A 19,896-nucleotide genomic window follows, 5' to 3' on the forward strand; every position below is an offset into this window, starting at 1 on the left:
CAGCAGCTGTTAAATCCCTGATGCCTTACGCCCATCCTGAGAGAACGTTTCTGAACTGATTTCGCAACTGCTCCTGCGCGCTAACGTCGCATCAGAGCAACGCTATGAAAATGAAACCCTGGGCGTGGTTTGACCGCTCCCGTATTCCGACGAATACCTCCGGACGCGTTATGTTTCCGGCGAACGATCCTGCCGGTGAAAACACTCCACAGCCAGAACTCTTTTCGACCGTACAGATGGAACGCTATGGTCAGAAGCTGGCACGCACGCATAAATTATCGCCGGATAAACCCGCTTACTACCTTCTGAAACGGCTCAGCGACAATGAAACTGTTATCACGCAAAACTGTTACGAGCTCAATGCCGGGAAAAAAACGAGCATTATGCCCGCCGGGGAATGGCTGCTGGACAATTACTACCTGATTGAAGAACAAATCCGCACTGTCCGCCAGCACTTGCCGAAAAGCTTCGGTAAAGGTCTTCCATCGCTGATGTCACCACTGAATTGCCCACGAATTTACAATATTGCATCTGAGGCCATTGCTCACGGTGATGGCCGCTGGGATGCCTCCAGCCTGACAAGCTATCTCACAGCCTATCAACAGGTGACACCGTTGACACTGGGTGAAGTCTGGGCCTTACCGGGTATGCTGCGCCTGGCGCTGATTGAAAATCTTCGGCGTATCAGTATGGAAGTGATAAAAGCTCAACAGGACAGAAACCTGGCAGATACGTGGATAACAAGGATTTTCGAATGTGCGGAGAACAAGCCTGGTGATTTAATCATGGTGGTTGCCGATATGGCGCGCTCCCGTCCTCCGTTAACCAGTGCGTTTGTCGCTGAGCTGGTGAGGCGCCTGCAAGGACATGGTAACACGCTGTCGTTACCTCTTACCTGGGTTGATCAGTGCCTCCGGGAACAAGGGCGCACCACTGATTTTCTCATACATGGCTTCAATCAACAGCTTGCCGCCAGCCAGCTATCTGTCAGTAACAGCATCGCGGGTCTGCGATTACTGAGCGAAACGGACTGGGCTGATTTCGCCGAAACGATAAGCGTCGTCGAACAGGCATTACGCAATGATCCTGCAGGTATCTATTCCCGGATGCACTTCAATACCCGGGATCATTACCGCCACGTTGTTGAGCGCCTGTCCAGGGATAGTGGTCTCAGTGAGCCTGAGGTTGCTGAGAGAGTACTGGCACTTTCAGGGGGTAAGGCTTCCGACGAACAGGAACATCACGTAGGGTATTATCTCGCGGGTGAGGGGCGACAGGAGCTGGAGATTCATCTGTTGGCAAACACCTCCTGGCTCATACGTTTGCGCCACAGTTTCAACCGAGTAACCCTGCTGTCATGGCTTGGAAGTCTTGCGTTGTTGGCCACCGCAACAACAGCGGCAATATTGCACGAAACTGCCCTGCAGGGTGCAGACTGGCTGCTGATCCCGATAACATTGCCTCTAATTATTGCTCTCACTCAGTTAATGAGTGATTTACTTAGTGACGCAACAACCCGTTTTCGCGTTCCTCGTCCATTGCCAGGCATGGACTTTTCAACCGGCATTCCCGCTGACAGTGCAACCATGATCGTCATCCCTTGCATGCTGACTAGCCACGACAGTTTCAGCAAATTCCTCACCAGTCTGGAAGTCTGCTGGCTGGGGAATGAAAACGAAAATCTCAGGTTTGCTCTGCTCACCGATTTCTCTGATTCTGAGAATGAACCCTCACCGGAAAGTAATGCTCTGCTCAGACAGGCTATCGTCGATACGCAGGCACTTAATCGCCGTTATCCCTCCAACCGCCCACGTTTTTATTTGTTACACCGCCAGCCTGAATGGAACCCCGCAGAAGGAACGTGGATGGGTTATGAACGCAAGCGGGGAAAACTGGCACTGCTGAATAGCTGGTTGCGCCATCCGGGGACACAATTCGTCAGCGTTGCCGATATGCCTGCTCAGCTTTTACCGGGTCATATTAAATACGTCATTACCCTGGACAGTGATACGGTGCTGCCACGCGATACGGCGCACAAACTGGTCGCAACGATGGCGCATCCGCTGAATACGCCAGAGTATGATCCTGCAAGTCAGAGGGTTGTCAAAGGATTCGGCATTCTGCAACCCGGCCTTGCAGAGGAGATACCTCTTAACGGTCAGGGACGTTACGCCGCCATGCGCAGCGGCATACCGGGCACTAATCCCTATTCGATGATGTCTTCGGATATCTATCAGGATCTCTTTGGGGAAGGATCGTTCGTCGGTAAAGGGATTTATGATGTCGATATCTTTGTACAGGCCACTGCCAACACTTGCCCGGAAAATCTGGTTCTCAGCCATGACTTACTTGAAGGGTGCTATGCACGATCGGGGCTACTAAGTGAGGTCTTACTTTACGAACAGTACCCCAATAATTACCTTTCGGACGTCGCGCGTCGTTCACGTTGGATCCGGGGCGACTGGCAATTGCTTAACTGGCTGAAGCCACATGTCAGAAAAACTGATGGAACCCGGGACAAGAACCCGCTGTCCACTCTTTCTTACTGGAAATTACTCGATAATTTGCGTCGCAGTCTGGTCGCCCCTTCTTTACTGGTATTGCTGTTCTTTTCCCTGATTTGGGTACCCAATCCATTTTACTGGCTTGGCGTACTGGCACTGATATGGCTGTTACCTACCATCCTCAGCATCGTCCACAACTTTCTGCATAAACCTCTGCGTCGTCGCCTGAAGCCGCATCTGTTACTGGTGGGGGCAGGCGCGCTGAAGCGTTTGTCAGGCGTCGGCCTTAATTTTGCGATACTGCCGCATGAAGCCGGATATTCGCTCAAGGCGATTGCCGTGACGCTATGGCGACTGGGAGTCAGCAGGCGTCACCTCAGCCAGTGGGTCAGTCACAGTCTGGACAGCAATCAGGACAAACCCTCTGTTGCACGTTTTTATCAGGCGATGTGGCTGAATGTTGCATGTGGCGTGACGCTTACAATACTGACTGGACAATTTGCACCGCCACTACTGTCGATTGCCTTGTCGATCGGTTTGTTATGGTGTCTGGCACCGCTGCTGATGAGCTGGTTGAGTCGCCAGCCTGTGCACAAGGTGTTTTCGCCAAATAAGGAACAAATACAGCTGTTACGCCAGACAAGCCGTGAAATCTGGTCATTTTTTGAGACCTTTGCCACAGAAAAAGAAAACTGGCTTCCGCCTGATAACTACCAGGAAATACCGCAACCGACGGTGGCCCATCGTACTTCTCCTACCAATATTGGCCTTTCCCTTATGGCTAACCTGACAGCCTGGGACTTTGGCTACCTGCCCGGCGGAGAGGTGCTACGACGCGTGTCGCTCACCCTCGACACACTGGATAAAATGGAGCATTACCGGGGCCATCTTTATAACTGGTATGACACCCGTACACTGGCCCCCCTCAGCCCACGCTATGTTTCAAGCGTCGACAGCGGAAACATGGCGGGGCACTTGTTGACACTGCGTGAAGGGCTGTCCGCTATGCGTCATCAGCCCGTTTTAAACACCCAACGGATACTGGCTGGATTGAACGATACGCTGGATATTCTGGAAAAACAGTGGGGTCAGAACCCGCCTGATAGCCTGCGGCTGCTACGCAAACATTGGCTGAGTGCGGTGTCGCTACCTCCGCAGGCGTTTTTCAGCGAGCTGAAAAGAATGCGTACCCAGTGCAACCATTTGACAACGCACTGTCATCAGGGGTCTCCCCTTCAGATGCGCTGGTCAGGGCATCTGGAGCATCAACTGGTTCAGCTTTGCCATGAGTGGTCGCTGCTGCTTGGCTGGCTACCTGCCTCCAGGAACGAACAGCCGCTGCCGACGCTGAGCGAGCTTGCCCAGGCAACATTTTCCGGTAAGGGAACACCTACGGCGTCAGCGGCAGAGCAGGCCCGGATGCGACTGAATATTATCACCGAGCTTGAACAGCGGCTGAATGAGCATGCCCGGATGGATTTCGCCTTTCTGTACAGCGAAGCAACCAGTCTGCTCAGTGTCGGTTATAACTGTGACACGAATACGCCTGATAAGAGCCATTATGATCTGCTGCCCTCTGAAATCCGCCTGACTAGTTTTCTCGCTATTGCGACTAATCAGTTGCCTCTTAAAAGCTGGTACGCGCTGGGGCGGCTGTTTACCACGATTGATAATGAAACGGCCCTGATGTCATGGAGCGGGTCTATGTTTGAATACCTGATGCCGAATCTGGTGATGCCCACCTGGCCAGGCAGTCTGCTTGATGAGATGAGTCAGTCTGCGGTTATGCGCCAGATTCACTGGGGGAAAGAACGCGGGGTACCATGGGGAGTTTCAGAGTCTGGTTATCATGCTTTTGATGTTCAGCGTAATTATCAATATCAGGCATTTGGCGTACCGGGGCTCGGTCTGCGCAGGGGACTTGCGGATGACATGGTTGTCGCCCCGTACGCCACACTGCTGGCGCTGATAGTCTCACCACAGAGAGCCTGTGAGAATCTGTTCAGACTGCAAAAAAATGGCGCCCATGGCGAATACGGTTTTTACGAAGCGCTGGACTATACCCCCTCACGCCTCGCAACCGGTCAGCTCTATGCGGTGGTGCAGTCATGGATGGCACATCACCAGGGCATGGCTTTTCAGGCGCTGGCCCATGTGCTGCTTGGTGCCCCCATGGCTGAGCGATTCATGTCCAGTACAGTTTTCCGGTCAGCGAGTCTGCTCTTACAGGAACGCGTGCCGGATGCGGTCGATCTCTATAGCCCGCGGCGTCATTTTGAATCTCATGAGGGCAGAATGAAACCCGTTCGCTATGAACCCCGGATTTTCAATGGGGTAGACACACCAGCCCCGGATATTCAGTTGCTGTCTAACAGCCATTATCATCTGATGTTGACAGCGGGAGGGGGAGGTTACAGTCGCTGGAATAATATTGCTCTTACGCGCTGGCGCAGTGATACTACGCGCGATAACTGGGGAACATTCTGCTATATCCGCGATATGCAGACGGGCGACGTGTGGAGCAATACCTGGCAGCCGACATGCAATGCCAGCGAACACGACGAGGAAGTGATCTTCACCGATGCGAGCGCTGAATTCAGACGTACCTTCGCTGGACTCAGCGTCAAAACTCAGGTTGTGATCTCCCCTGAGGATGATATTGAGCTGCGACGGCTCACACTGATTCATCGTGGTCGCCAGCCCCGATCCCTGGAGCTGACAACCTATGCCGAAGTGGTACTGGCACCTGATGCCAGCGATCAGGCACACCCGGCATTCAGCAATTTGTTTATTCAGACTGAGCTGAATCCTGAACGTGACGCTATTCTTTGCCACCGGCGCCCGCGCTCACCGGATGAATCGAGTCCCTGCCTGTTTCATATGATGGTGGTGCATGGCGATAACCGTCATAACGTCTCGTTTGAAACGGACAGGGCAAAATTTCTTGGTCGTGGCAGAACTCCCGCTAACGCCCTTGCAATAGAGGGCGGAGGGTCGCTCAGCAACACATCGGGGCCAGTACTGGACCCTATACTGGCGATACGCAACACCATCATTCTGCAGCCGGGGCAGCCGGTCACGATTGATATCATTTATGGTATCAGCGATAACCGCCAGCAGAGTCTGGAGTTGCTGGAGAAATATCGCGACTACCCTATTGCTGATCGAGTCTTTGAACTGGCCTGGTCTCATAGTCTGGTGGTATTACGCCAGATGAACGCCAGTGAAGATGATGCCACCTTGTTTAATCGTCTCGCCAGCGCAGTGCTTTACCCTGTCCAGGAGCTACGCGCCGAAGGTCGGGTGATCAGCCGAAACCGGCGTGGTCAGTCAGGTCTGTGGGGCTGGGCAATTTCAGGTGATCTGCCGATAGTGCTGCTCATTATTACCAGCGAGGAAAGTATCGCCTCCGTTACCACACTGATTCAGGCACACCGGTACTGGAGACAGAAAGGACTGGATGTTGATTTAGTGATCATGAATAACAGCCCCGGGGGCTACCAGCAGGAATTACAAAATCAGATTATGGATTTAATTTATGCCGGGTCTGAGGCCAGTCTGCTGGATAAACCGGGCGGGCTTTTTGTCCGGAATGGCGAGCACCTCTCCGCTGAGGATAAGTTGCTTTTGATGAGCGTGGCCTGTCTTTATCTTGATGACCGCACAGGTGGAATTAATGAGCAGCTTAACCAGCGTATTAATACCCTGAAACCTCCGGTAAGAGCATTCATTCCACATGCTGTGCGGGAGCGTAATCAACATACGGACTGGATTCCCGACATCAGTCAGTTATGTCATTTCAATGGGTACGGTGGATTTTCGCAGGATGGTCGGGAATATCAGATTGTCCTGCGTGAAAATGCGCTGACACCGGCCCCCTGGTCAAACGTACTGGCTAATTCCCATTTTGGCAGCGTGATTTCAGAGGCGGGACAGGCTTACACCTGGTATGAGAATGCACATGAATACCGGTTAACACCGTGGGAGAACGATCCGGTGAGCGATCGCAGCGGCGAGGCGTTTTATCTGCGCGATGAAGAGAGCGGTGAGTGTTGGTCACCGACGGCTTTGCCTGTTCGCGGACACGGTAATTATCTGACTCGTCATGGTTTTGGTTACAGCGTTTTTGCCCATCGTGAGAACGGTATAGACAGCGAGCTGACGGTCCTGGTTGCCGAAGAGGCGCCGGTAAAACTGGCGCTCCTGACGATCAGTAACACTTCGGGACGGACACGTAAACTCTCTGCCACTGGCTATGTTGAGTGGACACTCGGAGAGGCCCGAACGCGTTCAGCTCCTCACATTGTGACACAGGCGGCCAGTATATCTGGCGGCTGCGGGGTACTGGCGAACAATTTTTACGGTGATAACGGTGGCGAGCGTACTGCATTTTTTGCCGTCAGCGGTAATGATTGTTCACTGACAGGCGACCGTCGCGAGTTTATCGGCCGTAATGGTTCTCTGCACGATCCGTCTGCTATGAAATTGCGCAGACTTTCAGGTAAGACGGGAGCAGGGGTGGATCCCTGCGGGGCGGTACAATCGGCGGTCACATTAATTGATGGGGATCAGAGGACATTTATTTTTATCCTCGGCGCAGATGAAAATCACGCACGTGCTCAAGAGAGTCTTGCCCATTATATGAATGAGAATACGGTCCGCCAGGAGCTAAACCGGGTTCACAACCACTGGCACAATGTGCTCGATAAAATCGTGGTTAACACCCCCGACACTTCCGTAAATTTACTGGTTAATGGCTGGCTAATGTATCAGACAGTCGCCTGTCGCCTTATGGCCCGCAGTGGTTACTATCAGTCTGGCGGTGCATTTGGTTTTCGCGATCAGTTGCAGGATACACTGGCACTGAGTCATGCCGATCCGAACCGAATGCGTGAACAGATAATACTTTGTGCATCACGGCAATTTATTGAGGGAGATGTGCAACACTGGTGGCACCCGCCACATGGCAACGGTGTTCGTACCCGCTGTTCTGATGACTACCTGTGGCTTCCACTTGCCGTTTGCCACTATGTGGAAACGACGGGGGATAAGGATGTTCTGGAAATACGTATCCCTTATCTGGAGGGGCGTCAGCTTCTGCCAGGTGAAGAGTCTGTCTATGACACACCGATCATCAGCGATACCGAAGAGACTCTCTGGTTCCACTGCGTCAAAGCGATTCAATATGGTCTGCGGTTCGGAGAGCATGGCCTGCCTCTGATGGGGGCAGGCGACTGGAATGACGGGATGAACCGGGTTGGTATTGAAGGTAAAGGTGAAAGCGTCTGGCTGGGCTTTTTCCTGTACGACATTTTGCAGCGGTTTGCAGCCCTGGCGGAGCGCAGGGAGGATGACACTGTCGCCTCGATATATCGTTCACAGGCCCTGCGCCTGCAAAACAATCTCGAAGCCCACGCCTGGGATGGCGAATGGTACCGGCGCGGGTATTTTGACGATGGTACCCCCCTGGGGTCGAAAGCTTCGCAGGACTGCCGGATTGATGCGATTGCACAGAGCTGGTCTGTATTGTCCGGGGCCGCAAGCCCGGTCCGCTACACACAGGCCATGCAGGCGCTGGATAAGCACCTTGTAGATAACGAAGGAGGATTAATAAAACTGTTAATCCCCCCTTTCGATGGGCATGGTTCTAACCCGGGTTACATTCAGGGATATCTGCCTGGTGTTCGGGAGAACGGAGGGCAGTATACACATGGTGCCATCTGGGCAGTAATGGCATTTGCCCGAATGGGGAATACAGAACGCGCCTGGCAACTCTGGTCAATGCTCAACCCGATCAATCACACGTTGGATGCAGAAGGAGTTGCGGTCTATAAAGCAGAACCCTACGTTATGAGTGCTGATGTCTATAGCGTTGCTCCCCATACCGGACGAGCAGGCTGGAGCTGGTATACCGGTTCCGCAGGCTGGGCCTGGCGTCTTCTGACCGAGGAATTACTGGGAATAAAACGATCCGGTACCGCCTTCACTGTCCATGCTCGGTTGCCGGAGGAGTGGTCATCTTTTGCTATGACATACCAATATGGCGAAAGCCATTATCAGATTAATATTTCGCGCGGTGACGGAGTATATCGGGTCACTCTGGATGGTCACGGTCTGCCTGATGACAGAATTCCTCTGCTGGATGACGGACAAAACCATACAGTTGAAATCATTCAGAACTGACGCGGAATTAAAATGCGCATTAACGCCTGCCGTTAATGCGCTGATTATCCCTGAGAACATCAATCGCGGTCTGCATGGCAACTTTGTCATCCCGTCTTTTTTGCTTGCCCTGCATCACCTGTAAATATTCAAGCAACGTACGGGTGTTAATCGGCCTGCCCTGTTTGCCCACAGCCAGCAGGGCTTCACCAAGGATCATTTTCACTGGCGGCAACTGTGCCGGGTACCAATCAAGTGTATCATCAGATTTCATCATAAATTTCTCATGGAAGGGTATTGTATCATAAAACAGAGATTCAATTTATGATTCAGTTATCAATGGTCGGAATTCAATACAGTCATTTTTATAAAAACACATAATAACTATTATAGTTTACAGACACTCATTTCTTATACGCAAGAACTCAGCCATTTTAAAGAAAAACCTGTTCATGTTGCCTGCCAGACATACACACAGGGCCGCTCAGACAGTGTGGAAATTACGGAAAGAATCGGTTCTGGAATGCCCTGAATGTAATTATGTAGTGCACCAGAATGTTAGTGCATCGGCAGTTGATCAGTCCTTGTAACCGAACGTGACAATACAGGAAGATCAAAAGATTTCTTTTTACTGCAGTTGTAGACGACAGGATAATGAAATGAAACCTCCAGTACTTGTTGAGCAAAATGTCCCTTAGAGTCGCCATCACAGGTAGGTCAACCTTTCTTTATTCACAGAATTCGATTTAATAATGACAAATATGCAATCGCCCCGGAAATTTCTGGGATTTCTTCAAACAAGGCGAGATTCCCTAGAAAAACGATAGCTAATTTCCCAAAATTCGTTTTCACCCTATTGAATGTGTTGAGAATGACAAACCAACAAGATAATTTGTTGGACGTTAATAATAAAAATATTAATTTTTCGTCAAAAATCATTGGATTAAAAATTTCGCGCAATCTTCCGAATCTCTTAAGAGTAGCGAAAAATTATTTTATTGAATTTAATCCCCCTTAAGCTGTCTAAAAAGATGTGTATCGCTAAAGACGAATTTCTCATTTTTTCCTTATGCGTTACCACCTTCAATTGCCTTAAGGAAAAACCATGTCACAACCATTTACTCACCATTTACTTCATCCACGCTACTGGCTTATATGGACTGGTTTGGGCCTGCTATGGATTATCGTTCAACTTCCTTATCCAATATTACATGTGCTGGGCTCTGGTCTTGGAAAAATATCCAGACCCTTTCTGAAACGTCGGGAAGGTATTGCGGTCAGAAATATTGAACTCTGCTTTCCCGAGATGACACCGTTTGTCCGAAGCCAGATGGTTAGTAAAAACTTTGTTTCTCTTGGGCTGGGACTGATTGAAACGGGTATGGCCTGGTTCTGGAGTGATGCAAGAGTCAAAAAATGGTTTGATGTCGAAGGAATTGAAAACCTGACAAATGCAACCAGAGGGGTAATGGTTGTCGGGATTCATTTCATGTCTCTTGAATTATGCGGAAGAGTAATGGGGTTATGTCACCCTATGATGGCGACTTATCGCCCGCACAATAATCCATTGATGGAATGGGTTCAGACAAAAGGACGTATGCGCTCAAATAAGGCAATGATTAATCGACGTAATTTATCTGGCTTTGTTCATGCACTTAAGGCCGGTGAAGCTGTGTGGTTTGCACCTGATCAGGATTATGGGCCTAAGGGTAGCGTTTTCGCTCCCTTTTTCTCCGTAAAAAAAGCAGCCACGACGAATGGAACGTATGCACTGTCAAAACTTGCTTGCGCAGATTTGATCACTCTTAGCATGATCCGACGGAGCGATAAAAAAGGTTATCAGATGTATGTCAGTAATCCTTTATCAGGGTATCCCGAGGGAGACGAGATCGTCGCAGCTGGTTACATGAATAAGATCATCGAAAATGAAATCCTCCGCGCCCCAGAACAATACCTGTGGATGCATCGCCGGTTTAAAACCCGTCCGGAAGGAGAGGCTTCTTTATACGAATAAAAACATCAACTGACTTTTATATATTACTTTTTATTGTCAATGAAATCATTTGTGAAGCCTAAGATGATCAGTTATCCGGCCTGTTTCATATGGGTTATGGCATAATTATCAGTCATGACTCCCCACCTAACCAATTTGGCGTTTATATGTCCGCTGATCGCTCAGAGCGGCCCTCTCGTTCCCATAGGCGGTCCGCTGAGTGCCAACTGCGGATGTTGCTTACATCGAGATATATTAATTTATGGTGAGCTGGTCACATGTCAGGGCAATATGTGTGAAAGCCGATACCAGAGGGAGAGGATTATGCGTTTAGAAATGCTAGACAAACACCTGGCAGAAAAAATTAAGGTAGTAAGTGAAGAAAAACGAAGAAGTGCAGTCAGAGTGGCATGCGAACTCGCTGTTCAAATCTGTCCGGTAGACCTGCATGTAGTGGACGAATCACTCAGGCAACTACTATCAGGATATAAGCTATCGATCGAGCAGGTTTCCAAACTGGAAAGGCTGGCTGCACAGTTAGATGAAGAATATTTTAACCTGCATGATAGTCAGAACGAAGAGAGGGAATTAAATCCTCAAGCTTTGCATTTGTTTAGCCAGGCACGCGCAGTTTCAGCCCTCGCTTTCGCCGGGAGAGATGATTCAATTGAGTCAGCAACCGAAGCAATTTATGAAGCAGCCTCAGCCATTGATGATGGCCAGGTTTTGAATGCAGTCTTTTCGGTTCTGTCAGAAATTTAGCCGACATCTATATCATGGTTCTGCAACGTCCACTGTTCGCTCAAAGCTGACCTAACGGCGCTTCAGGCGGTCTGCTTCGTGCCAAAAGCGGACAGGATTAATCACACACTGCAGATATAATAATCCATTATGTTAATGCCAGTCGTGCTCTGCAGATAGACTCACAACCATTCTTGAGGGACGCATTATCATCTTAAGTGAGGTAATTTTTCCCTGAGCACTAAATTCAACCAGATCAAAACCGAATATAACATCATTCCCAACTCTGCCGCTGAACTCAATGACATAACCCGTGTGGTTGCAAAATTGCCGCATATACCTGAAATCATTAATAACACTGAAACGCGCGGCTAGTATAGCGGCGATATTATCTTTAGCGTCAATCGGCTCTGTTGAGAGTGGGCTGTGCACTATCACATCATCAGAGAAAAGATCCGCGATATTCTCCCAGTCCTGGTTTGCAATAATTCGGTACCACTCTCTCAGTCCGGTTTGCGCAGCCTGATGAGGGGGATTTGTCTGAGTCTCTTTTATTGGATGCATTGTAGAATCACTCATCGGGGTCTCGGATCGTGAAGATATATTTCCCGGATAACAACTTAGAACAGTCATTGATGTAAGATTGGGCAATCAGCAGAACGCGGCCGGGGGCATGACTCTGTAGAGTTAAGTTTTGCGGAGCACTTTGCCCCGCAAACATGCGCTCAGTCAGAGCGAAACCCTGAGGTATTAACGGCTCTGGGGGTTACCCGACCATACCCAGATACATCGGAGGATTAGCCGTCAACCCGGCATGCACGCTTTGAGTGACCTCATCAGCCAGGATTTCAGATTGTCCGTCCTCTAATGCAGCGAGTGTCATTTGCGCTATGTCATCAGGTGATGCTTTGTCTCCGGGAACGCCGCGCGCCATATCTGTGTCCATGAAAGCAACATGCAGCGACAGAACCTCTGTTCCCTGGGCCTTCAGTTCCTGCCGCATGGCATTGCTTAAAGCCCAGGCGGCAGCTTTTGAAGCACTGTAACTTCCCGTCATACCGGGTAATGTGACCCAGCTCAGGGCGGAGATCACATTGATGACAGCGCTGCTGTCATGCTTAGCCAGAATTGGGGCAAATGCCTGTGTCAGGCGCAGTGGGCCAACAGCATTTGTCTCAAACTGACTACGAAGTGTATCGATGGCTGCGGGATCAAGGACGGAACCCGAACCGCCAATGCCTGCGTTGTTGACCACTAAACTGACGTCGCCCAGTTCGCGAGCCAGAGCTTCCACCTCTTCAGGACGGGTCACATCCAGACGAACAGGTATAACTCCCGGTTGCGTGACCGTCAGTGGGTCGCGCGCTGCGGCATACACTTTACGAGCCCCCGCTGAGAGTAATGCACGGGCAAAAGCAGCACCTAAACCTCTGTTTGCGCCGGTAACCAGTGCGACAGTATCTTTAATTTTCATCGTCTTCTCTTTTGTGAAATCAGGCTATTATTTTCGCGCGGATAAATGAGGCATGTCGTAATGCTCATAATGACCAACACCATTTTTTACGATTGGATCCTGTGACGTGTAGTCTGCAATATCTTCATCGTCAGCAATCTGGTAAAGCGAGACACCGTAACCCTCTCCATCGTTAATGACTGGACCATGAGCAACGATAACGCCCTGAGCAAGAAGTTCGTTCAAATAATCGCCATGTTGCCCCATCCACTTCTGTTCGTCCGCGGACAAAGTGGCAAGAAAATCTGCCCGGGGGGGGATCCACTTGCATAAGTAGTTTTTCATGTCATTACCTTTAAAATGAGCAGTTAGTCGGGTCAGGATGACTGTTTATTCTGCGGAAGAATGTGCTGCAGCAAGACGCTTACCGGCTTCAGCTGATAGATTCAGAACTACATGTGCGGGGCGCATCATGACCATGAAATCGGTGATTTTGCCTTCCTGATTGAATTCCACGAGATCGACACCGAATATTTCGTCATCACCGACGCGGGCACTGAACTCAAGGACGTAACCTGTACTGCTGCCGAAGTGTCGCAGGTATCTGAAATCTTCCATTACGCTGAATACGGCGCCAAGAATGGCCACCATCATTTCCTTGCCACGATATGCCTCAATCGATGCAGGGTTACGGAAAATAACATCCTCGGTTAGCAGTTCAGGGAGGCTCTGCCAGTCCAGTGCGGCAACAATTCGGTGCCATTCTTTCAGCCCGGCTTGTGCGGCCTCATGGGGCAGGCCTGTCTGAATATCTGCAACGGCATGTAATTCAGAATTACTCATTGGATTCTCCACCAGTTGTTAAGTCATGTTCACCGGATAACTGCTCAGGGCAGCCTCCGGTGTGTCTTTATTCAGATAGCAGGTTTACTTTGCCGTTTTAACGCTTTTCAGAATCGAGCCCTCGAACATCCCCGGAAGGTAGCTCTGTAAGAAAAGAATGACACCGGTCATCCTGCCAACAGGATTACTGAATTTCGGTTCTTTGGTCTGGATAAGCCTGGTGATGGTTGATACAACGGCATCTGGCTCTTCCGCCTCGTTAATCCCTTTTTGTGTAGCTGCTTGTGCCTGACGACGGTAAGCGTCATAGTCCGGGATATGATGATCAGCCGATGAAACAGAGTGATTACCGAGATTAGTTTTAAACCAAACCGGCTCAACCATACTGACTTTTATGTTGAACTGATCCAGTTCAAATCGAAGAGACTTAAAATAACCCTGAACCGCGTGTTTTGAGGCCGTGTAATAGGACAGGTTCGGAGGGCCAATCAAACCAACTATCGAACTGACGGTAATGATCTGCCCACTCTGCTGTTTGCGAAAATAGGGCAGTAACGCATTCGTGACCCTGATGGTGCCCCAGAAATTAGTTTCAAACTGTTCCCGCCCAACGCCGATAGGTGTTTCCTCCGCGAGGCCAGTCACCATATAGCCAGCGTTGTTGACGAGCACATCCAGTCGGTTTGTGTAAGTGAACAACTCCTGTGTAAACGACTCAATGGAGCTGTCATCATCGATATCGAGTCTTAACAGTCTGAACGGGACTTTGCCTGCATATTTCTCTGGCTGGCGGCTGGTCCCAATGACGCTGAAGCCGTCTTTATGAAGTTTGGTGGCAAGCATCAGACCAAAGCCTGAAGACGCACCTGTAATCAAAATTGTTTTTTTCATTTTTTCGACCCCAGTCATTTTTAATGATAAATCGTGGGGTCTATTCTGGTGCTAACGCCAACCATCATCACTAGCGAAACACGCCATTTTTTCAGCAAATGGCGCCAATATTACGTCAGGTTAAATGGCGCCTTTTGCTATTGAGCAGGCGTTTTTTGCGATATAGACTGAGTGAATGAACACAGAAAAACCGCACAAACTTATCCGCCGACACGACACCATGCAGGACTATTCAGTCTGGCCTGGCTGGCGTCTGTTAATGCAGGATGCCGGTATAGAGACTTCGCCGGTTCTGCGTCGCGCACAACTGCCGGGCGACCTCTTTACGCGCCAGAACGTTCGTTTAGACGCGGACAGTTTTTACAGACTCTGGGTTGCCATCGAAGATGAGGCCATGTCTGTCAATGCCGATATACCTGCAGCCCTGCAAATAGCAAAGGTGATGTCGTCGGACTGGTTCGATCCGGAACTTTTTGCCGCACTGTGTAGCTCAAATATGCACTGTGCGCTCGAACGGATGGCAAAGTACGTCAGACTTATTGCCCCCATGCGATTCCCGGTAGACCACACGGAGATGTACACGACAGTCTCAATTGATTTCATGGATAACACCGGGCAGCCCCCAACGGTGTTCCTGATCTTTAAGCTGGTTTTTTTTGTACAACTTGTTCGTCTGGCGACACGCTCTGCCGTGAAGCCACTGCGTGTCAGCTGGCCCCAGGCTACTGAAATGGGGAACAATGATGCTCTCGCCTATGAGGCATTTTTCGGTACAACAGTGACAAACAGTCCGCTGGCGACTCTGGTATTTTTAAGGGAGGATATGGATAAGCCCTTCCTGACAGAAAACCACAAAATGTGGCTTTTCTTTGAGCCTTCCTTACGCCAGAGACTGGCTGATTTAGATAAGCTGGCCGGTATGTCAGAAAGAGTGCACAGCACGTTGCTGGAGACGTTGCCCGCAGGGGAAGTATCCATGCAGACTGTGAGTCGAAAACTCGCTGTGAGCACACGGACATTGCAGCGCAGGCTTCAAAACGAGGGGACATCATTCCAGCAAATACTTGATCGTGTACGTGAGTCACTGGCTCATCACTATTTGCGTAACACGAATATGTCGGGTGCAGAGATTTCCTTTCTTCTGGGTTTTGAAGATTCCAATTCCTTTGCCCGTGCTTTCCAGGCCTGGACGGGAAAGACGCCGCAAGCCGTGCGGAATTTAATTGAATAAAACTACGTTAATTCATGATTATCCATCGTCGTGGGGAGTTAATACCGATGATTGTACGTACCGCTAAAAATCGATTGAGCACGTTTCTGTCGTATAACCTGTAACTTTTCAAAGCAACACAAACCAGACGATTTGCAACGTTAATTCCAGAAATCTCTGGCATTCAGGCCTGCCCCCGCATAACTAGAGCTCTTCGCTCATAGCTGACTTTTCATGCACCCGGGCCAGGAGCAGACGTTGGCGATTTATTTAAATGCACCTAAAGAACAAAATCCTGTAGCCAGCAAATTCAATCCTTATGTGCATCATGGCTGATAAGACGTGCGCGGCACACCTCCAGAATTTCATCAGCCAAAGCTGACAAACTCGGAATTCGCATAATCCTCCAGGAAGTTGAGCCCTGTGCCAGTATCAATTTCAATCTCACCGAACACCTTCGGCAGTAACGGCAGCATTGCAGAGCTGTCGGCAAAATGAATCCACTGCAGGTATTCAATAAACGCCGGGGAATCAGCTGGCGGAGCCAGATGTGGGGCACAGTGTGCAATCAGATATTCCACAATCGCCCCTGACTCCACGATGACATTGCCATCCACCTCGAGTACCGGTGATTTACCCAACGGGCGGATGCCCTTCGGGGAGTCTGGAGCTAAGTGGGAGACAGGATCTCGCTGATAACGGATTAGGTCATACGGCAGTCCTGCCTCTTCCAGTAGCCATAAAATTCTGGCTGAACGGGAGTTATTCAAATGATGTCATGTGATCGTCATTGCGGAACTCAAGGCTGTATTTTGCGTAGCAGGGTTGCGGCCGCAGCCTCTGAGCTGGCAGGGTTCTGCCCCGTGACCAGATTGCCATCCTCCACCACATAGGGCATCCAGTCGCTTCCCTTACTGTAGTGAGCGCCTGCAGTAATAAATTCATTTTCAATCAGGAAAGGGACGATATCGGTCAACTCGACAGCCTGTTCTTCGCTGTTGGTAAAGCCTGTAACATGGCGATCTTTGATGAGCAGTGCACTCTGCACACCCTTCACATGGCGTAGTACGCCCGGTGCATGGCACACAAATGCCATCGGTTTATCTGAACGATTAAATGCTTCTATCAGCGCAATCGAGACAGGCGATTCCGCGAGATCCCATAATGGACCATGACCGCCAGGATAAAATACCGCATCAAAATCTTGCTCTTTGATCTCGCTGAGTTGCTGAGTGTGCGCCAGTAAAAACTGGGCATCAGTGTCATTTTTAAACCGGTCGGTCATTGCAGTCTGAAATTCAGGAAGATCGCTTTTGGGATCCAGAGGCGGTTGGCCGCCCGCCGGAGAGGCCAGCACCACCTCGGCGCCAGCGTCTTTAAAGACGTAGTACGGGGCGGCAAACTCCTCCAGCCAGAACCCCGTTTTCTTACCAGTATTGCCCAGTTCACTGTGTGAAGTCAGAACCATTAATATTTTCATTGCTCTCTCCTGAAAATTAGCTTTGTAAAAACGCGATGATATCGGCGGTTTTATTCTTATAGGGGGCACGCAGACGCAGGTTAGATGCACCGTCCTCGTTTTGTACCACCACCGGTTTCTGATGGCTGAAGCGTCTGAAACCGTGTATTCCGTGGTAGGCTCCCATTCCGGATGCCCCGACACCACCAAATGGCAGGCTGTCGATGGCGGCATGGGTCATCACATCGTTAATCACTGCTGCGCCAGATGTTGTGTTTGCTATAAAGGTATTCTGGCTCGCCTTATCGTTCCCGAAGTAGTACGCCGCAAGTGGGCGCGGATGCGCATTGATCCAGTTCAGCGCCTCGTTGCTCTCCGTGAAAGTTTTCACTGGCAGCAACGGGCCAAATATCTCTTCCTGCATGATAAGCATGCTGTCGTCGACATCGAGCACCAGGTGCGGGGCAATTTTGCGTGAGGTGGCGTCAAAATCCGCTTCACCTGCAGGTGCCAGGCTGATGATGGTGGCACCTTTACTGCGCGCATCCTCCAGTAGTGTCAGCAGACGCTCAAAATGGCGCGGGCTGATGATCGCAGTGTAGTCCGGGTTCATCTGAACTGCCGGGAAACTTGTCGCCATAAACGTCCGTGCCGCGTCGACCAGAGCCTCAACTCTCTTCTGTGGTGCCAGCAAGTAATCGGGTGACAGACAGATCTGCCCGGCATTAAAGGTTTTGATGGTCAGTGTGCGGGCAATTGCCTGCGCCATATCGGCATCTTTATCGATAAACACCGGCGATTTACCGCCAAGTTCGAGGGTGACGGGCACCAGGTTTTCTGCTGCGGCGCGCATAACATGTTTACCGACGGCAGTGCTACCGGTGAAAATTAGATGATCAAACGGCAGGGCGCTGAATGCTTGGCCGACATCGGCATCACCCAGCACCACGCACAGTTCATCCGGGAAAAAGTACTGAGGGATCAATTCCGCCAGCAGTTCAGAGGTGTGCGGCGTCAGTTCAGACGGTTTGAGCATAGCGGTATTGCCCGCAGCAAACACCCCCGCCATCGGCCCGAACGCCAGATTAATCGGGAAATTCCACGGGCTGATGATACCCACCACGCCCAGCGGTTGCTGCTCAATCCATGCCTGCATCCCCGGGTAGGGCGCCGCAACGTGCTCCGGTTCCATCCACTCGCTGACCTGCTCTGCGGCGTGGCGCAGCATGGTGACGGTGGTCGCGACATCTACGATTAGCGACTGATATTCACTGCGGTGACCGAAGTCGCGATTAAGCGCCACATTAATCGCCTGGTGATTCTCTGTGAGCAGTTTCGCTGCACGCAGCAGGCGATCTTTGCGCAAGGCTGCGCTGGCGGGTCCAGCCTGCAGATGCGCGTTTTTCAGGGCTGTGAGCTGCGCCTGAAGCCCGGTGCTGAAGTTATTCGACATTGTCATATTCCGTGTTCGGTTGCGATGGGAGAAGCTTGACAGTTCTGGTGTTCCGGGGCTAACAAGGCTATTTTGTTATGGGTATAAATATTTTTATGAGTAAATTATGTCATTGATTCGCCTGAGAACATTTGTTGAGGTTTACCGTCAGCGTTCGATCACCTCTGCCGCTAAAGTGCTAAATCTTACGCAACCTGCGGTGTCGCAGCACATCGCCGGTCTGGAATCGGCGGTGGGGAAGGCACTGTTTGAAAGACAGACGCACGGCGTGGTGCCCACTTCTGCAGCGGACGAGCTTGCGGCAGATATTGGTAATAAGCTGGATGCAGCAGAAGCGGCGCTGGCCACTGCGCGAGCGCGGTCGTCCGGAATTGCCGGTACGTTGCAGATCATTGGCCATGCCGATTTTATGGCGGAAAAGCTTCCCGAAGGTCTGCGGCCACTGCTTGAGGCCGACGTTCGTGTACGAATGCATACCGGGGACGGGCCGCAAGTTACGAAAATGTTGCTGGAGGGGCACTGCGAACTGGGGATTTCGGCGCACCCGGTAACCGACGATCGTCTGAGGAGTGAGGTGATCTATGCCGACAATGTGCTGGCTGTAGCAAGTCCGGCAGTATTCCATCGCCTGATGCAGACCGACTCACTTCCCGCAGCGCTCAGTGTGGAACCGCTACTTGCTTACAATCTCGATCTGTCGTTGATTGATAACTGGATGGAGAAAAATGGCATTGCCGCGCCGGGAACCCTGCCGGCAGCTGTGGGTCAGGATCTGCGCGCCCTTCGAAGTCTGCTAACCAAAGGGTTTGGCTGGACGGTATTGCCAGAATACCTGTGCCGGGAGCAGCTAAAGCGTGGTGAATTGATGGCAATTTCGCCACCAGTGGGCAGTACCACTATCATTTACAACCTGATCTGGATGCCCGCATCGTTGCGCCAGCCGCGTGTAGCATGGGCTAAAAGAGTATTGTTGTCAGAACTTAAGCTTAAGGAACTATAGAAAACTTTATCGCCACGGCTTCGGTAGACGTCATTTAAGTGACCAGCAATGACTATTAATGATAACTCGCAACTTCCGCTTTTCGCTCAAAGCAGACTTAGCAGCCTCGCAATCGACTATTTTGTGCCAGTAGCGGACTTTGTTATAATTGTGCTCAAAATTTCGTTTAGCTTCCCTGATGATATCC

The 19,896-nt window shown here is 50.6% G+C and carries 14 protein-coding genes; 5 read left to right on the forward strand and 9 right to left on the reverse strand.

Annotated elements, in window-relative coordinates; genetic code table 11:
- Positions 1-104: 104 nt before the first annotated feature.
- On the forward strand, positions 105-8,687 hold the full coding sequence (locus ABGA49_RS13185) for a glucoamylase family protein (protein WP_045514358.1): 8,583 nt from the start codon (positions 105-107) through the stop codon (positions 8,685-8,687).
- Positions 8,688-8,706: 19 nt separating this feature from the next.
- Here the strand turns inward: ABGA49_RS13185 and ABGA49_RS13190 are convergent, their stop codons facing one another.
- Positions 8,707-8,940, reverse strand: coding sequence for a hypothetical protein (locus ABGA49_RS13190; protein WP_045514395.1), 234 nt, complete (start codon positions 8,938-8,940; stop codon positions 8,707-8,709).
- An 831-nt stretch (positions 8,941-9,771) separates the two neighbouring features.
- Between ABGA49_RS13190 and lpxP the strand changes: the two genes are divergently transcribed.
- Complete coding sequence (gene lpxP / locus ABGA49_RS13195; protein ID WP_045514360.1) at positions 9,772-10,680, forward strand: kdo(2)-lipid IV(A) palmitoleoyltransferase; 909 nt, start codon at positions 9,772-9,774, stop codon at positions 10,678-10,680.
- Positions 10,681-10,983: 303 nt separating this feature from the next.
- Positions 10,984-11,421: a hypothetical protein gene (locus ABGA49_RS13200; protein WP_045514362.1), complete on the forward strand. Its 438-nt coding sequence runs from the start codon at positions 10,984-10,986 to the stop codon at positions 11,419-11,421.
- A 132-nt stretch (positions 11,422-11,553) separates the two neighbouring features.
- Here ABGA49_RS13200 and ABGA49_RS13205 read toward each other — a convergent pair whose 3' ends face one another.
- From ABGA49_RS13205 to ABGA49_RS13225, 5 genes are all read right to left on the reverse strand, one after another.
- Positions 11,554-11,979, reverse strand: a complete 426-nt coding sequence (locus ABGA49_RS13205) for a nuclear transport factor 2 family protein (RefSeq protein WP_045514364.1) — start codon at positions 11,977-11,979, stop codon at positions 11,554-11,556.
- Between the two features lie 187 nt (positions 11,980-12,166).
- Positions 12,167-12,874, reverse strand: coding sequence for an SDR family oxidoreductase (locus tag ABGA49_RS13210; protein ID WP_045514366.1), 708 nt, complete (start codon positions 12,872-12,874; stop codon positions 12,167-12,169).
- Positions 12,875-12,901: 27 nt separating this feature from the next.
- Positions 12,902-13,198 (reverse strand): YciI family protein, encoded by a 297-nt coding sequence (locus ABGA49_RS13215; RefSeq protein WP_045514368.1) that lies wholly within the window; start codon positions 13,196-13,198, stop codon positions 12,902-12,904.
- A gap of 45 nt (positions 13,199-13,243) precedes the next feature.
- On the reverse strand, positions 13,244-13,696 hold the full coding sequence (locus tag ABGA49_RS13220; protein ID WP_045514369.1) for a nuclear transport factor 2 family protein: 453 nt from the start codon (positions 13,694-13,696) through the stop codon (positions 13,244-13,246).
- 84 nt (positions 13,697-13,780) lie between these two features.
- A complete protein-coding gene (locus ABGA49_RS13225; RefSeq protein WP_045514371.1) occupies positions 13,781-14,587 on the reverse strand; it encodes an SDR family NAD(P)-dependent oxidoreductase in 807 nt (268 codons plus the stop codon).
- 175 nt (positions 14,588-14,762) lie between these two features.
- On the opposite strand from ABGA49_RS13225, the gene ABGA49_RS13230 reads away from it, so the two are divergent.
- Positions 14,763-15,818: an AraC family transcriptional regulator gene (locus ABGA49_RS13230; protein ID WP_045514373.1), complete on the forward strand. Its 1,056-nt coding sequence runs from the start codon at positions 14,763-14,765 to the stop codon at positions 15,816-15,818.
- Between the two features lie 347 nt (positions 15,819-16,165).
- On the opposite strand, the gene ABGA49_RS13235 is transcribed toward ABGA49_RS13230, so the two are convergent.
- The 3 genes from ABGA49_RS13235 to ABGA49_RS13245 are packed head-to-tail and all read right to left on the reverse strand — an operon-like array spanning position 16,166 to position 18,709.
- Positions 16,166-16,567, reverse strand: a complete 402-nt coding sequence (locus tag ABGA49_RS13235) for a glutathione S-transferase (RefSeq protein ID WP_072051672.1) — start codon at positions 16,565-16,567, stop codon at positions 16,166-16,168.
- Positions 16,568-16,596: 29 nt separating this feature from the next.
- The gene (locus ABGA49_RS13240; RefSeq protein ID WP_045514375.1) at positions 16,597-17,277 is read right to left on the reverse strand and encodes a type 1 glutamine amidotransferase domain-containing protein; all 681 of its coding nucleotides are present in this window, start codon (positions 17,275-17,277) and stop codon (positions 16,597-16,599) included.
- A 16-nt stretch (positions 17,278-17,293) separates the two neighbouring features.
- Positions 17,294-18,709 (reverse strand): coniferyl aldehyde dehydrogenase, encoded by a 1,416-nt coding sequence (locus tag ABGA49_RS13245; RefSeq protein ID WP_045514376.1) that lies wholly within the window; start codon positions 18,707-18,709, stop codon positions 17,294-17,296.
- A gap of 106 nt (positions 18,710-18,815) precedes the next feature.
- Here ABGA49_RS13245 and ABGA49_RS13250 point away from each other — a divergent pair, with 106 nt between their 5' ends.
- The gene (locus tag ABGA49_RS13250) at positions 18,816-19,709 is read left to right on the forward strand and encodes a LysR family transcriptional regulator (RefSeq protein ID WP_045514379.1); all 894 of its coding nucleotides are present in this window, start codon (positions 18,816-18,818) and stop codon (positions 19,707-19,709) included.
- Positions 19,710-19,896 lie beyond the last annotated feature (187 nt).

Source organism: Kosakonia sp. WA-90 (assembly GCF_039871955.1).
GTDB lineage: Bacteria > Pseudomonadota > Gammaproteobacteria > Enterobacterales > Enterobacteriaceae > Kosakonia > Kosakonia oryzendophytica.